Source organism: Sphingobacterium sp. 18053 (assembly GCF_902706145.1).
Lineage (GTDB): Bacteria > Bacteroidota > Bacteroidia > Sphingobacteriales > Sphingobacteriaceae > Sphingobacterium > Sphingobacterium paramultivorum.
This window is the reverse complement of record NZ_CACSJW010000003.1, coordinates 245098-260115: the sequence shown is the minus strand read 5'-3', so window position 1 is coordinate 260115 and position 15018 is coordinate 245098. Positions and strand designations below refer to the sequence as shown.

Genomic DNA, 15018 nt, shown 5'->3' with positions numbered 1-15018 from the left:
AGCAATGGACAAAATAAAATTTTACAGTTTATGGGCCTGTGCGATCCTTTTGGGAGGATGTCAAAAACCTAATTATCTGGAGCGGAATGTGAAAAATCAATTGATGGATTTTTACGCTACGATTGATGGGAAAGGGCAAGATCGCCTCTTCTTGAGTACGATCAGCAATGATACGGTGTATTTGCACGTAGATTATTATTATCCGATCGATTCGGACAATGAAGTAGATCTTTCGCGACTGATGTTGCGTGCTTCCGTTCCGGCTGATGCCCAGGTGACGCCGGGATTAAATGGATTTACAGACTTGACGGCACCCAAGAAAATTACTGTTACCGCGGGAAACGGTGACGCAAAGGATTATGTGGTCATTGCCGAGAAGAAAGGCAATACGGATATTTCGGGAATCAAAATTACATTTAAAGACAGCGAACAAAAGGAAAATGAGGTTGAGGGGATCTTAAACGGGAATACGGTGACGTTTTATGTGGTGCCGGGTATGGATCTTTCACAATCTACGCTGAGTTACGTTATTAATAAACATTCCAGTGGTTCTATAGCAAGCGGAGCTCAGGTCAATTTAGCCAACGGTGCAGAAGTACCCCTGACGATTTCTGGAGCCGGAAATATCAAGCGGCAGCTCAAATTGGTTGTCAAAGAACCTGTCAAACTTGATAAAGGGGTGGGCATTAACCGGCGCTTGTTCCTGAAGAAAGCGGCAGACTTGGGCTTCACGGCTAATAGTGAAACGTCCTGTTTTGTGAGTGGCGATTACTTGGTGATTGTGAGCCGGACTTCACCATCTGTATTTAAGGTGTACAACCGTTTCACAGGAGCTTATTCCCATAACCTAACAAATCCTTTCCCGGCAGGCCGTTTGATCTTCCAAGGCGTGAGCGATGAAAAAGGTCGATTTATGTTAGGAACTTATACGCCGAATGGACAGAGCTTTGTGCTATACAAATACAAAGATGTTTTTGATACCAGTCCTGCCAAGCTATTGGATCTACCTTATAGCAAACCTGCTGGGGTAGCTGCCGGCGATGGCAATATCGGTCGTAAACTTAACTGGGTAGGGGATATGGACGGAAACGGTCAGTTACTCGCTTCGGTTGCAACCAGTCGTTACCTCCTGCGTTGGACAGTCGAAAATGGCCAGATAAAATCTACCGCTGCCGATGTCCTGGAATATAAGGATGGTGCGGCATCATTAGGCTTCCTACCGGAATATCTTCCTTTAGGGGTCGGCGCTAACGCCGAACTGATCGCGAGCACTAACGCCGAACTTGCTTATGTTTCGGGAATTACATGGGGGCGGCTAGCAGCATTCCCGGCAATTACAGGTACTGCTATGAATGGTGGTATCGCCTTTCAGCGTTTTAACAATGCAGATATTTTGGCTCAGGTCAAATTGTTTGGAAGCAATGAGATTGGTCAGATGTATGTTTATGATATTAGCGATCGAGCCCGCATTGGTACCACACTGAGTTCACCTACCTATAACCAATTACGTGTTTATGAGTCCGAACTGTTTACTGGCGGTACCAATGGTAATGCAACCAGCGACATCTGTATGGGAACTTCAGAAAATGGACAAAGGCTTCAGGTGTATATGTTGACGACCTTTGGTTATCTCGTTGCGCAGGAGTTTACAATTTATGCCGATTCAAATTAAAATAATCGTTCCTTCACGCAGCTTGTGTGCAGTGGAGGAACATTGTATTCATTCGTAAAAAAATAAAATTATGAACAAGCACATCAAAACAAGCTTATTGTTGATGTTAGGTTTAGTTTCGTGTAAAGTTGGATTTGCACAAAAAAATGATTTAAGTAGCGTGTCCAAAAAGATTGTCAGCGCAAATAAAGGCGATATCGTTTTGTTGGAGGATTTTCTAAAAACGGATTTCCCCAAGTTGCCTTACACAAAGACCGTATTACCGGGGCCGCAGTATATCATATCTGATGATCCCGAGTATATCCGTGTTCCGGAAGCCATTGCACTACAGGAGACGGTTGATCCCGGAGCAGTTAGGTTGTATGTCTATAACGTCAATGGTGTCAAAGAACCTCAAAAAATGCCCCGTAAGATTTCGGCGGTCATAAAAAACCTGGGGCATGAAAATATGCATTTTCGCATGTTGAAGTATGCTTCACAAAAACCGAGTTCAAACTACTTTGAAATTGGAAAGAAGGGGCTTGAGGACTACTTTTTATCTGCTGTAAACAATCAGGTGAAAGTGCTTAAACCGGGGGAAGTGATGGCTATCGATGAAAAACTGGAAAAACAGCTGGTACAATACGATGAACTTGTCCATGGATTCTATGAATTTGTGGTGGACCAGCCGGCGCAGATCTCTGTCATACAATTTGCCCCAAATGAGTCTGGACCAAAAGTGTTTCCGCGGATAAAGACGCTGATTCCACATAGTCACGCAAACGCTGGGCGTGGTATTTTTCCAATTTCCAATTATCAGATTAATCCGAAAGATACGCTTGACACCAAAAAGGGAGCAGTGCAGCTGATTGTTGCCGACGGGCAGGACGATCCATGGATCACGGGAACGATTGGTGCGAAAAAGGAATTTGCCAAGAATGCCGGAAACTACGGTGTGCTGTATAAAACAAAGATCAAATGGAAGAGTACAGACGGAAAAGGATTGGCTTTGGTCAGCTGGAACAGCCGATCTGGTGACAACCAATGGTGTGGTGGTATGGGGCTGACAATGGAACTTGTGGGGCAAGACGGTCAAAAGACAGTGATGCAATATCCCAAAAATGCGCTGATTACAAAAGGTTATCCAGAGGCAATTCTCATCGAAACTTATTGGCCCGACCCGAAGAAGGAAATACAGGAAATTGAATTTACCTATTCTCCTCCGGGAGCTTCCTGCTTACCGACCCCATTAATTTTTGTACCCATTGATCCGAAGAAATAATGAAACACATACTCTTACTTTTTTTACTAGGCTTGACCGCCTGTAGTGCAAAAAATGAATTTGTTAAACCAGAATTTCCGGTTGTTGGTGTTGATGGGAATGAGTATCTCAAAAATGAGGTGCGTCCGGCTTCTTCAAAAGCTTGTTTTCAAGGAGCCTACTATCGAAAAGTCGTTTCCAGTACAGATGTTTGGGTCGGCATTAAGGCCGAAGTTACCTTACCAAAGATGGAATTTGATCCGGCGCGGTTGAACCCGAGCAAACCCAAGCAATACCTGGATAATCCCTCCGTTTATATGGGCGGTAACATGGGGGGACAGGAAACTGATATTGGTCTTACCTGGGAAGTTGTTAAGGATGAAAAAGGAAATGTGACCGAAGACAGACGGGCTTTCAGACCATTTTTACGAAGAGCTGCACATAGCTCTGGCCAGACAAGTCTTTACCAAAATGCACCCGCACAGGACGAATATTATTGGTATCCTGGAGAAAAGGTGCTGATGACATTGGAAATTGTTGGTCCAGGGATGTTAAAATTTGCTATACAGGGTAACGGCAAGAAATATGAAGCTACGTTTGAAAGTGCAGGATATACCTTGGGTGGATTGGGTGAGTTTAAGCGGGTGAACGCTATCGATCAGGTGGCCAATGAAGGCAAACCTGTACAGGCAACAAAAACGAAAGTATTGGAAGCGATTTGGTCCTACACCACTTTACTCCGCTATGATGCAAAGCAAGTGATCGAAGTGCCTATGCATGCGGGACGGATGACGCAGATGGCCTGCCCAGAAGCACAATATTTTAAAATCCAACAGGATGCAGCCAACCTCAAAAAGGGAGGGGAGAATGTACAGATAAATGGAGCTGGTTTTTAAATATTGCTCGCAAAAAATATAAACGGCCAAAGCCAGTTTGTACTTTGCTGCTACCTATATAAAAATCAACAAGGTTATTTCCTTGAAAGGAAATAACCTTGTTGATTTTAGCTAATTGTTTATTATACCTTGCTCAATAGCGCAAACAAAGCTTTAGCAGTTTCTTCCGAAGACCCAGGGTTTTGCCCGGTAATGAAATGACCATCTTTGACTACATAACTATGCCAATCTTCCCCTTTGCTGTACTGACCACCCAATTTTACGAGTTCATCTTCCACTAAAAAGGGAACAACATCCGTTAGTTGAACCGCTTCTTCCTCGCTATTTGAAAATCCGGTAACTTTTTTGCCTTTGACTAGTGGCTGACCATTACTATCCTTGACATAGCGAAATACAGCTGGGGCATGGCATACGGCAGCGACAGGTTTGTTGTGGGCCCAAAATGATTCGATCAATGCAATGGATGTCTTGTCGTTGGTTAAATCCCACAAAGGGCCATGGCCCCCAGGATAGAAAACAGCATCATAATCCTGCTCATTGATATGATCCAAAGGAATGCTATTTGCCAATTTTGTTTGAAGCTCCTTATCGGCATCAAAACGTTTGGTTGCTTCAGTTTGAAAATCCGGAAGTGCACTTTTAGGGTCTATCGGTGGCTGTCCTCCTTTTGGAGATGCGATTGTAACGTCCACTCCTGCATCTTGTAAAACATAGTAAGGCGCTGCAAATTCTTCTATCCAAAAACCTGTTTTTTCTCCTGTATCTCCCAATTGGTCATGTGATGTCAATACAACCAATACTTTTAATTTGTCTTTTTTCATATTAAATAACCAAGTCTGTTAAAAAATTATATGTTTAAAACGATAGTACAAAGTAGGGGATAAATTGCCAGAGCCCTATGTGATATACATCACAATTTAGCGAATGGTTTTGCTTTTGTGATATAGATCACATTATTTGGCTTGGTATAGCCTGCTCAGTGTTTCGCGGGAAACACCCAGATATGCTGCAATCAAATGTTTGGGAACGAGATTATAGAGTTCGGGATATTGCTGCATGAGTTCCTCGTAGCGGCTTCGAGCATCGTTGTTCAGCAGTGACATGATTCTTTTTTGTAGCCCAATATATCCTTTATTGGAACGCCATCTAAAAAAGGTTTCAACTTCGTGAATTTCCTTACATACTTTTTCACGGTCCTCGTTCGATAAGCAAAGAGTGTCTGCATCGCTGACACAATCTAAATTGACCGTAGCTGGGCCTTGATTATGCAATGCATTATAATCGGAAGCCCACCAGGTTTTTGTGGCGAACTGTAAGATATGCATCTTTTGTTCATCATTGGTGAAATAGGTCTTTAGACAGCCATTGAGCACAAAATACTCTTGTTCCACAAGGTCTCCTTGACGGATAATCATTTGTTTCTTTTTAAAGGAGATCGGTTTAAAAAAAGAAAAGAAGTAGTCGAATTGTTCGTCGTTTAACTGGACGGTCTTGTCGATATGTTGTCTCAGAATTTCACGCTCGGTCATAGCTAATAGTTACTTGATCGATTTAAAATTAAACAAAATCTCACAATGATAGCGAAGGCCTGCATCAAGTTCCCCTCAGATTCAAAATTAAGAGGGGAATAACACTACTTTTACAGGGGGTTAACAAGGGGTTAGTAGGGGATATACCCCTGATAACCCCCTGTTATACCCCTGTTAACCCCCTGTTAACCCCCTGTAATCTCCCTGTAATATATTAAGATAATATCAATTAGATTTTAACTTGTGCCCAAACAAAAAGGGAACTTCCTAAAAAAGATAGAATTTCACAATCCTTACTCGTTCGGTCCTCTTTGAGATTGAGCCGAAGGGATCGCCTGGAATATTTTAGTCCTACTTTATGGGGGATATCAGGTACCTAATATCCCGACGCCATTTTCTTGTAAAACCAACGCTTTACAAAATCGGCTGTAAATACATAGACAGCAACAATCAACACCATATAAACATAGAATTGAAATGGCAACCTCACAAAACTAAATATATCACCCAATAGGCTGAGAGGTAGAAGTAAAACAAATGAAATCACGATTAAGTTCGAAAATAGAAGAGCTTTACTCGGTTTGCTCTTAAAGAAGGGCAGTCGGGTGCGAACGACAAGGACAATAAGTGCGGCAGATACAACGGATTCTAGAAACCAACCTGTCTGAAATTGTTGTTCATTGGCTTTCAGAACTAAAATCAGTACCGCAAATGTACAATAATCGAATACCGAACTCAGTAAACCAAAGATAAACATAAACTTTTTGATAAAACCAATATCAATGCGATGCGGTTTTTTGATGTACTCTTCATCGACATTGTCTGTTGCTATGGTCGTTTCAGGAACATCTGTAAGTAAGTTGGTTAATAAAATTTGTTTTGGTAAAAGCGGTAGAAAGGGCAGCAATAAGGATGCTCCGGCCATACTAAACATATTCCCAAAATTGGCACTCGTTGCCATAAAGATATATTTCATTGTATTTGCAAAGGTTCTGCGTCCTTCCTTTATACCGTTGGCGAGTACATCAAGATCCTGATCCATTAATACAAGATCGGCGGCTTCTTTTGCAACATCTACTGCGGTGTCTACTGATATTCCTACATCGGCTGCATGTAGTGCCGAGGCATCGTTGATGCCATCCCCCATGAAACCAACTACCTGTCCTGTTTTTTTTAGTGCTAGAATAATTTGTTCCTTTTGGCTGGGTTCCACTTCAGCAAATATATCAGCTTGCAATACCTTTGTTGCGAGGGCTTCACTGCTGGTTCCTCGCAATGAACTTCCGGTGACAACAATAGGGGTTTCGATTCCCACTTGTTTAGCAAGACTTTCGGCTACCAGCGCATTGTCGCCGGTAATTATTTTTAACTTGACACCCAGGGAATTCAAGTTATTTATTGCGGCAATAGCACTTTCCTTGGGCGGGTCGAAGAAGGTAACAAAGCCAAGAAAAATCATACTGCTTTCCTCTTCTTTTGAAATGGAGTTTGTTGTTGTGGTTTTCCAGCAAATTCCTAATGTACGATAACCCTTTCTACTATACTGTTCGTAGAGTTGCATTAGGGTCTGTTTTAGTTCGCTGGTTAGTGGTTCAATGCTATCGCTGCCAGTTTGCACTTGATTGCATATGGCGAGGATTTCCTGAAAGGCTCCTTTGGTGATCATCTTGAATCCTTGAAGCTCAACCAAAATACTTAACCGTCTACGTATAAAATCGTAAGGAATCTCGTCCAATATAGCGGGAAATTGTTGTCCTTCACTTTTTAATCCGGTTATAATTGCTGCATCAATAGGATTTTTGAAGCCTGTTTGTAAAGCGGCATTGAAGAGCGCATAGTTGCTTACGCGTTCATTTTCAGTGTCATTAATATCGAACGCTTTGTAAAGCTTTACTTTCCCCTGAGTGATTGTGCCGGTTTTATCTGAACATAAGATATTCATACTGCCGAAGTTCTCAATTGCGGAAAGGCGTTTGACAATGACTTTCTGCGCAGCCATTTTTTTTGCTCCAGTAGAAAGATTGACCGTAATAATAACTGGAAGTAATTGTGGTGTAAGTCCAACCGCAAGGGCCAGGGAGAATAGAAAGGAATCAAGAACTGGTTTATGGAGAAATACATTCAATGCAAATATGACCAGGATCAGTATCAAGGTAATTTGCATGAGCAAAAAACCGAACTTTTTGATACCTCTTTCAAATTCAGTTTCGGGCGCGTTGTTTCTTAAGCGTGCGGATATTTTCCCAAATTCGGTATTCAATCCTGTTGCAATGACTAGCGCGGTCGCTTTTCCGCTGATGACACTTGACCCCATAAACAAAGTATTAGAACGTTTGGAAAGAGGCGTATTTGTTTCTAGTTTCCCTTTTTGTTTTTCAACGGGATAACTTTCTCCTGTGAATGCAGCTTCATCAACAAACAACTCTTGGGAGTTCAAAAGGATACAGTCGGCAGGAATAATATCACCGGCAGACAGTACGACGACATCCCCCGGAACGATTGATTCTATACTTACTGCTATCTCATGGTCGTCTCGAATAACTGTCACTGTCACCTGTACCATTTTTAGTAATCTGGCAACGGCATTGGATGCTCCATATTCTTGCCAAAATCCCAAGCAGCTGCTAATGACTACAATGAGCAGAATAATGATTGCATCTGTGCGATCTTGAAGCAAAGAGGAAAGAACAGCTGCGGCGATTAAGATAAGTGTAATGGGATTTTTAAATTGATTAAAAAATAATAAATATGCACTTGAACTATTTTTTTCTTTCAGTCTGTTGGGACCATATTTGGTGATCCTCAAATTGGCTTCGTTTTCGGATATACCGCTTTCCTTCGCATTGAGTTCATGAAGTAGTTCTTCGGATGACTTGCTCCAGAAGGAATCTAAATGGCTATTACGTGTACCTTGGTTCTTTTCTATCATCGTGGCCTTGTTAGTGATGTAAGAGTATACAGGTTATTTAACCTGAATTTAGGGAATTATATTGAATTATCTTAACGGGTATTTCAGATGGCCAAATCAATGTTTAACCGGTTTAGTGATTTAGAAAAAATGTTTTTTTTTTGATTTTATTTTGTTTATACAAAGTTATTTTCTATTTTAGTGTTGCCCATTCAAGGGCACTTTTCATAAAATAGGTTAATAATATGGCTAAAACACCCGGAGTACCCCATGCTTTCGGGTGTTTTTTTTTGTTTTTTGCCTTCTCCACGATCCTAGAATACCTCCAAGTAATTTTAACAACATAGGTCGGGATATTTATAAATCGGTCTTCAATACATAATCGAGGTGGCTCTGACCGGGCGATTGCTCTTCCTTGTAGATACAAAGCCTTTCTTTTCTTTGGGACGAATTCAGTAAAGTTCATCTATTTTTTTGAACAGCGTCGCTGTACTCGTTTTTGTACCACATAAAATATTAAAAAAAAAACACAAAACGGATTAGGGATGCCAGTCCTTCAGTCGTCTACTCAATTAAGGAAGATAGACCTGGGTGCCGATCTACTAAATATTACCTGTAGAAAACTAAATTTAAACCAATATATAACCTTTGATTAATATTAATTTAATATTAGTATATTTATTTTGCTTTTCAATTAATAATAACAAATATTTATGAAAAAACAACAATTTCAATCCTTAGGGAGGAATCGCAATTTCAGGTATCGGCTGGGGCTGGTAGTTGGAGCTGTTTGTCTTGCAGGCGTGGTTCATGCACAGGACCTTGAAACGCATGGTAAGGTAACGGATCGAAAAGGAGAGCCCATTCGAGGGGTGACGATTTCCATAAAGAACATTCCGAATTCGGGTATGTCGACGTCAAACAAAGGAACCTACGAGTTGAATAAACTCAAAAAAAATCAAGTGTTGCTATTTACTTCGGTCGGCTATAAAAGTATAGAGTTAACCTATCAAGGGCAGAAAGAACTGAATGTACAGTTAGAGGAAGATTTGGCTAATTTGGACGAGGTTGTTGTGGTTGGTTTTGGTACAAAGCAAAAGAAAAACCTTACAGGTGCTGTTGATCAGATCTCGGGCAAAGTATTGGAATCTAGGCCTATTTCCAATGTGATGCAAGGATTACAGGGGGTAAGTCCGGGTTTGAATATTACCTATGGTAATGGTACACCAGGGGGAATTCCAAATATCAATATTCGTGGAACTACTTCCATTAATGGTGGATCACCTTTGTTTGTAATTGATGGCATTCCAGCTACTGATGCTAATGATTTAATTCGCTTAAATCCCACTGATATTGAATCATACACGGTATTACGTGATGCAGCTTCATCAGCAATTTATGGTGCCAGAGCGACCTATGGTGTGATTTTGATTACCACTAAATCCGGAAAACTAGGTAAGCAATCCGTTTCTTTTAATACAAATTCGGCTTGGGGAAAACCAACAGAAATGCCCGATCCAGTCACTGATCCGTATATCTTCTCTAAACTTTTGGAATTATCGACAAATAATACCCCCTGGGACTATGTCAATTATAGTGATGAGCATTATCAGTGGGCAAAGGAACGTTCTGATAACCCTAGTATAGAAGATGTGCGTATAGATCCCAAAGATCCAAAGCGTTGGGCTTATATGGGAAATAACAATTGGAATAAGTATTTTCTAAATAACTCTGCACATTCTCAGTCCTACAATTTGACTTTTTCAGGTGGAGCGAAGGTGAATGAACTTCCTTTTAAATATTATTTGTCCGGTGATTATACGAAGGAAAACGGTTTGAGTAAATTGGCAGCCGACTATTGGACACGCAAAGGACTACGTGGAAAGATAAATATTGCACCATTTAAATGGTTGCAATTGGATAATAATACTAATTTGTACAATACCCACAGAGAGAGTCCAGCGGCAAGTTTGACCGATATTTATTATTTAACACCTATTCAGGTTGCTAAAAATCCAGATGGCACGTGGGCAAATACAGATGCGGGACGATTAGCAGCTCGTTTATCTGATGGCGGAAAAAGTAATGGAGACATGTTTGGTTTCCAAAATACGTTCAATGCGACAGGCACATTTTTAAACGGCGATCTAAAAATCTCTGGCGATGCAAGTATTAAAAGGGAATACTACAAAGGCAATGGTTATGCTAAAAAATTCAAGATTGGTTTTGGTCCGAACGACATCCGTGAAGAGGGGGGAACCGGCTATGTGAATGAATCGCGAGCCGATATGAAAAATACGGTATTTAATCTATATGCGAATTACAACAAAACAATTGGCAAACATAATTTTGGTGCAATGGTGGGGTATAACCAAGAAGAATATATTTATTCGTCTACCTATGTCAACCGAAATAATCTAATTTCTTCTACTTTACCTTATTTGGGATTGACGACGGGAGAAATGACACTCAATGCTGGTTATAGTTCTTATGCGACGCGAAGCTATTTTGGGCGATTGAATTATACTTTTAATGAGCGTTATATTTTGGAAGGTACAGGTCGTTACGACGGTTCTTCCCGTTTTCCTAAGGCAAGTCGCTGGGGATTTTTCCCGTCCGTTTCAGGGGCCTGGATCGTTAGTAATGAATCCTTTTTCGAATCACTAAAACCGAAAGTATCCAATCTTAAGTTAAGAGCATCATACGGTAGTTTGGGAAATCAAAATGTAGGCGACTTCTCTTATATCCAGACGATGGGAACCAGCCTTTCGGGGTATCTCATTAATGGAAATCAACAATATGTCGTGAATGGGGCGCCTCCGTTGACAATTGATCCAAACTCATATACATGGGAAAATGTGTCGACTTTAAACTTCGGTGCAGATTTGGGGCTATTCAATGATAAGTTTTTTGTGGGCTACGATAATTATATCCGCAATACAACCGGAATGTTGACTGCAGGGCAGGAGCTTCCAGGTGTATTGGGAACAAGCGTGCCAAGGCAGAATGCCGCTGATTTGCGTACAAAGGGTTGGGAGCTTTCAGTGACTTATAAGGATCAATTTGAATTAGCAAATAAGCCTTTTTCTTTTGATGCAAAGGTTGTTTTGTCTGATTCCCGTGCTAAGATTACAAAATTCAAAAATGATGAACGTCTTCTTTCGACGTATTTCAATGGCTATGAATTCGGTACAATCTATGGTCTACAAGGAGATGGGCTGTTTAAAAGTGCCGATGAAATCAAAGCATTGGATGAATCAGGCATAGTACCTTGGGGAGCTTTAAATATTGTGAATGGTTGGCCAAAATTTAAGGATATCGACGGAAATGGTAAAATTGAAAGAGGGCTGACTGAAACGAATTTGAAAGATCTTCAGGTAATTGGTAATTCTGCAGATCGTTATCGTGTCGGTTTTAACCTCAACATGAACTGGGGTGGATTTGATGCCTCTGTATTTCTACAGGGGGTATTAAAACGAGATTTCTATCCGCGGCATTATTTGTTCTGGGGACCTTATCAGCAACCTTACGCAAATATATACCCATGGCATTTGGATTTTTATAGAGAAACCAGTGATACACCAGAAGAACGTGCAAAACACTCCCAGGCATACTTAAATGCAGGCTTAGCAGATGCTAATCATGATGCACGCTATCCGGTATTACAATCTTGGTTAGCCGATGTCAATGATGGAAAAGGATTGGCTATTCCCAATACGCAGTATATGTTGAATGGCTCTTATCTACGTTTGAAGAACATCACTTTCGGGTATACTTTGCCACATGAGTTGTTGGAAAAATGGAAAATTCAACGTTTGCGCGTCTTCTTCTCGGGAGAAAATTTATTTGAATTCTCACAGATCAAAAAATATGTGGATCCCGAAGCGATCAACAACGGAACCGATGGTAGTGCCTGGGCCTATCCATTCCAACGTAAGTTTTCAGTTGGTTTAAACTTAGATTTTTAACAATTAGCAGTACACAGAGATGAATGTCAAATCAAAAATAATATTGGGAATTATAAGCGGCGGTTTTATATTAACAATGACAGCTTGCCAAAAGGATTTTTTGGATCGCTTTCCCCAAACTTCGATTACACCTGAGGTTTTCTTTAATACCGAAGAGGATCTTTCGCTGTATATCAATGGGATGTTGAGTATGAACGATCGTTGGACTTATGTAGGAGATCAGAGTTCGGACAATGCGGCTACAACCGCAGCCGTAACGCTTAAGACAATGATGACCAGCAAAACAGAGCCAACATCAGAAACAGCTGGAGGCGATTGGTCCTGGGGACGTTTACGCACAATAAACTACTTTTTAGAAAACTATCAGCGTGCGAATGTAGCTGCGGATGTTAAAAACCACTATGCAGGTTTGGCACGTTACTATCGCGCTATTTTTTACCATGGCATGGTAAAGCAGTATTCGGATGTGCCTTGGTATAGCAAAACATTAACCCCAAGCGATGAAGCTTTACGCGATGCGCAGTCTCCTCGTACATTGGTTGTCGATAGCATCATGGCGGATTTGGACTTTGCGACAAAAAATGTTAAAGAACAAGTCGCGCTTGGAACGCCAGGTAGAGATGCTGTATTGTTGATGCAGGCTAAGATTGCCTTACATGAAGGGACCTATCGATTGTACCACAGTGAGTTAAATTTAGACAAAACGGCAAAGAATTACTTTGACATTGTAGAGAAAGCAACTTCACAAATCATCGCTACCAATAAATATAGTATTTATTCTACCGGAAAGCCGAACGAGGACTATGCTGCATTATTTGAATCACAAGATCTTTCCCAAAATAAAGAAGTGATCTTATTGAATGCTTTTGATCAAAACAAAAATAGAGGGCAGGCGCTTAACGGTTATGTTTTTGGTGATTATGAACAATCGCCTTCACGAGACTTGATACAGACCTATTTGATGAAAGATGGTTCGCGTTTTACGGATGTTCCTAACTACGATAAGAAACTGTATGTTCAGGAATTTGAAAATCGTGATCCTCGTCTGATGCAAACTTTGGTCTATCCACAATGGTTGAGACAGCCCGATAAATCAAATTACGTGCAAAAGTTAAACAAAAACTTTTCAGGCTATCACCAGTTGAAAGGCTATGTCAATTCATCCGATCAAATTATTATGAATGGAGTTGATTTTCCAGTGCACCGTTACGCTGAGGTTCTATTGATGTATGCTGAAGCAAAGGCTGAACTAGGAACGTTGACACAAGCTGATCTCGACAAGTCTGTTAATTTGTTGCGAAGAAGAGTAGGAATGCCCGAGCTTAAAATGGATGTAGCAAATGCAAATCCTGATCCTAAATTGGCTGCTGATTACCCGAATGTGAAGGGAGCCTTCCGGGGGGTGATTTTTGAAATTAGACGCGAAAGACGTGTTGAGTTTGCCTTTGAGAATTCGCGTTATGATGACCTAATGCGCTGGAATGTGGGTAAGTTGCTTGAACGTATTCCGGAAGGTATGTATTTTCCGGGAGTGGGTAATTACGACATGACAGGGGATGGTGTTGCCGATATCAAATTGATTCCTGATGGACAGACTATTCCTAGCGATCGAGAAAAGAATTCACTGGGCGTACCACTTGTTTACTATACCATTGGAAATTTTGGTGGTAATGCCGGTGTTTATCTTAAAAATGGGGTCAATGGTGGAACAATGGTAACAGATGTCAATGTCCGTCGATTTGTAGAACCGATGTATTATTATCGTCCGGTTCCTGCAAAACAGATCATTCTCAATCCAAATCTTAAACAGGTATTTGGTTGGAAGTAATATATAAATAACATACAATATACATGAAATCAATTTTTTTAACGATAAGTCTGTTCGTTACAACAGTCTTAGTACATGCTCAACAGAAATTTTCATTCGCGTTTTTTACCGATTTACACCTTAACACCAGTGCAGAAACACATTGTTTTGAAGGTCTTGATAAAGCAATTCAAAATGCCAAAAGCAAAAAAGTAGACTTCGTCCTAAACGGTGGAGACAATGTGGATGTAGACGCTTATAAGGCGGAACAGTTGCCTTTAGCGAAGAGTATGTTTCAAAAGTATAAGGATCAGGTTGATGCATCGAAGTTGAAATGGTATTATGCCATTGGCAATCACGATCGTTTCTGGCATTATGACGGAAAAGATGGAGCTGGACTTTTCGAATCGGTTTTTGGAAAGAGCTACCACAGCTTTGTGCATAAGGGATGGCGTTTTATCGTGTTAAACTCTACGGAAATATGCAATGGCAAATACTGTGTGAGTGAAGAACAGCAGGCCTGGCTGAAACAGGTGCTTGATGAAACCCCAAAAACGCAACCTATTGTTGTTGTTGCACACGTACCGTTCTTGTCTCTGTATTATCCTGTATTGGATGGACACTATACGGATGCAGATACATTTACCAACCAAAAAGCGATTTTGGATCTATTTGCAGGTCACAATTTGAAGCTTGTTTTACAAGGACATCAGCATCTCTATGAAGAAATCAAGGTGAAAGGTGTACAGTTTATTACTGCGGGAGCGATCTGTGCGAGTTGGTGGGGTGGAGCCTTCAACGGTACCCAGGAAGGTTACCTCAAGGTTGATATCAATGGCGACCAGTTTAAATGGGAATACATTGATTACGGCTGGACGGTAAAAGGGAAATAAAAAGATGATCATATATTAGGTAGGTAGTTTAAAATGATCGCCCGCCCACTTCAATGTGTGGCGGGCGTTTTTTTGCAATAGCGGCAAAAATCCGACAGTAATGTG

At 40.9% G+C, this 15018-nt stretch carries 9 protein-coding genes; 6 read left to right on the top strand and 3 right to left on the bottom strand.

The window, feature by feature from the left end; all coding sequences use genetic code 11:
• Window positions 1–4: 4 nt before the first annotated feature.
• The 3 genes from GVK91_RS08080 to GVK91_RS08070 all read left to right on the top strand — a co-directional run bounded on the left by GVK91_RS08080 (window position 5) and on the right by GVK91_RS08070 (window position 3808).
• The gene (locus tag GVK91_RS08080; RefSeq protein WP_159727812.1) at window positions 5–1672 is read left to right on the top strand and encodes a DUF5018 domain-containing protein; all 1668 of its coding nucleotides are present in this window, start codon (window positions 5–7) and stop codon (window positions 1670–1672) included.
• Between the two features lie 70 nt (window positions 1673–1742).
• Window positions 1743–2933, top strand: coding sequence for a copper amine oxidase (locus GVK91_RS08075; RefSeq protein ID WP_153847151.1), 1191 nt, complete (start codon window positions 1743–1745; stop codon window positions 2931–2933).
• Window positions 2933–3808: a hypothetical protein gene (locus GVK91_RS08070; protein ID WP_153847150.1), complete on the top strand. Its 876-nt coding sequence runs from the start codon at window positions 2933–2935 to the stop codon at window positions 3806–3808. The genes GVK91_RS08075 and GVK91_RS08070 overlap by 1 nt, the downstream gene beginning before the upstream one ends.
• Window positions 3809–3930: 122 nt before the next feature.
• Here the strand turns inward: GVK91_RS08070 and GVK91_RS08065 are convergent, their stop codons facing one another.
• The 3 genes from GVK91_RS08065 to mgtA form a co-directional block, all read right to left on the bottom strand.
• The gene (locus tag GVK91_RS08065) at window positions 3931–4629 is read right to left on the bottom strand and encodes a type 1 glutamine amidotransferase domain-containing protein (protein WP_153847149.1); all 699 of its coding nucleotides are present in this window, start codon (window positions 4627–4629) and stop codon (window positions 3931–3933) included.
• Window positions 4630–4761: 132 nt separating this feature from the next.
• The gene (locus GVK91_RS08060) at window positions 4762–5337 is read right to left on the bottom strand and encodes a Crp/Fnr family transcriptional regulator (protein ID WP_088162307.1); all 576 of its coding nucleotides are present in this window, start codon (window positions 5335–5337) and stop codon (window positions 4762–4764) included.
• 376 nt (window positions 5338–5713) lie between these two features.
• Window positions 5714–8266, bottom strand: a complete 2553-nt coding sequence (gene mgtA / locus GVK91_RS08055) for a magnesium-translocating P-type ATPase (RefSeq protein ID WP_159727810.1) — start codon at window positions 8264–8266, stop codon at window positions 5714–5716.
• 692 nt (window positions 8267–8958) lie between these two features.
• Between mgtA and GVK91_RS08050 the strand changes: the two genes are divergently transcribed.
• Genes GVK91_RS08050 through GVK91_RS08040 form a run of 3 tightly spaced genes read left to right on the top strand, consistent with a single transcriptional unit; the run spans window position 8959 to window position 14913 of the window.
• Window positions 8959–12213, top strand: coding sequence for a TonB-dependent receptor (locus GVK91_RS08050; protein ID WP_153847146.1), 3255 nt, complete (start codon window positions 8959–8961; stop codon window positions 12211–12213).
• A gap of 19 nt (window positions 12214–12232) precedes the next feature.
• The gene (locus GVK91_RS08045) at window positions 12233–14041 is read left to right on the top strand and encodes a RagB/SusD family nutrient uptake outer membrane protein (protein ID WP_159727808.1); all 1809 of its coding nucleotides are present in this window, start codon (window positions 12233–12235) and stop codon (window positions 14039–14041) included.
• A 23-nt stretch (window positions 14042–14064) separates the two neighbouring features.
• Window positions 14065–14913, top strand: a complete 849-nt coding sequence (locus GVK91_RS08040; protein ID WP_153847144.1) for a metallophosphoesterase — start codon at window positions 14065–14067, stop codon at window positions 14911–14913.
• The last annotated feature ends 105 nt before the right edge of the window (window positions 14914–15018 follow it).

Excerpts from the sequence above, each read along its gene's own strand:
- GVK91_RS08080 (WP_159727812.1), top strand. The coding sequence starts at position 5 with ATGGACAAAATAAAATTTTACAGTTTATGGGCCTGTGCGATCCTTTTG.
- GVK91_RS08075 (WP_153847151.1), top strand. The coding sequence starts at position 1,743 with ATGAACAAGCACATCAAAACAAGCTTATTGTTGATGTTAGGTTTAGTT.
- GVK91_RS08070 (WP_153847150.1), top strand. The coding sequence starts at position 2,933 with ATGAAACACATACTCTTACTTTTTTTACTAGGCTTGACCGCCTGTAGT.
- GVK91_RS08065 (WP_153847149.1), bottom strand. The coding sequence starts at position 4,629 with ATGAAAAAAGACAAATTAAAAGTATTGGTTGTATTGACATCACATGAC.
- GVK91_RS08060 (WP_088162307.1), bottom strand. The coding sequence starts at position 5,337 with ATGACCGAGCGTGAAATTCTGAGACAACATATCGACAAGACCGTCCAG.
- mgtA (WP_159727810.1), bottom strand. The coding sequence starts at position 8,266 with ATGATAGAAAAGAACCAAGGTACACGTAATAGCCATTTAGATTCCTTC.
- GVK91_RS08050 (WP_153847146.1), top strand. The coding sequence starts at position 8,959 with ATGAAAAAACAACAATTTCAATCCTTAGGGAGGAATCGCAATTTCAGG.
- GVK91_RS08045 (WP_159727808.1), top strand. The coding sequence starts at position 12,233 with ATGAATGTCAAATCAAAAATAATATTGGGAATTATAAGCGGCGGTTTT.
- GVK91_RS08040 (WP_153847144.1), top strand. The coding sequence starts at position 14,065 with ATGAAATCAATTTTTTTAACGATAAGTCTGTTCGTTACAACAGTCTTA.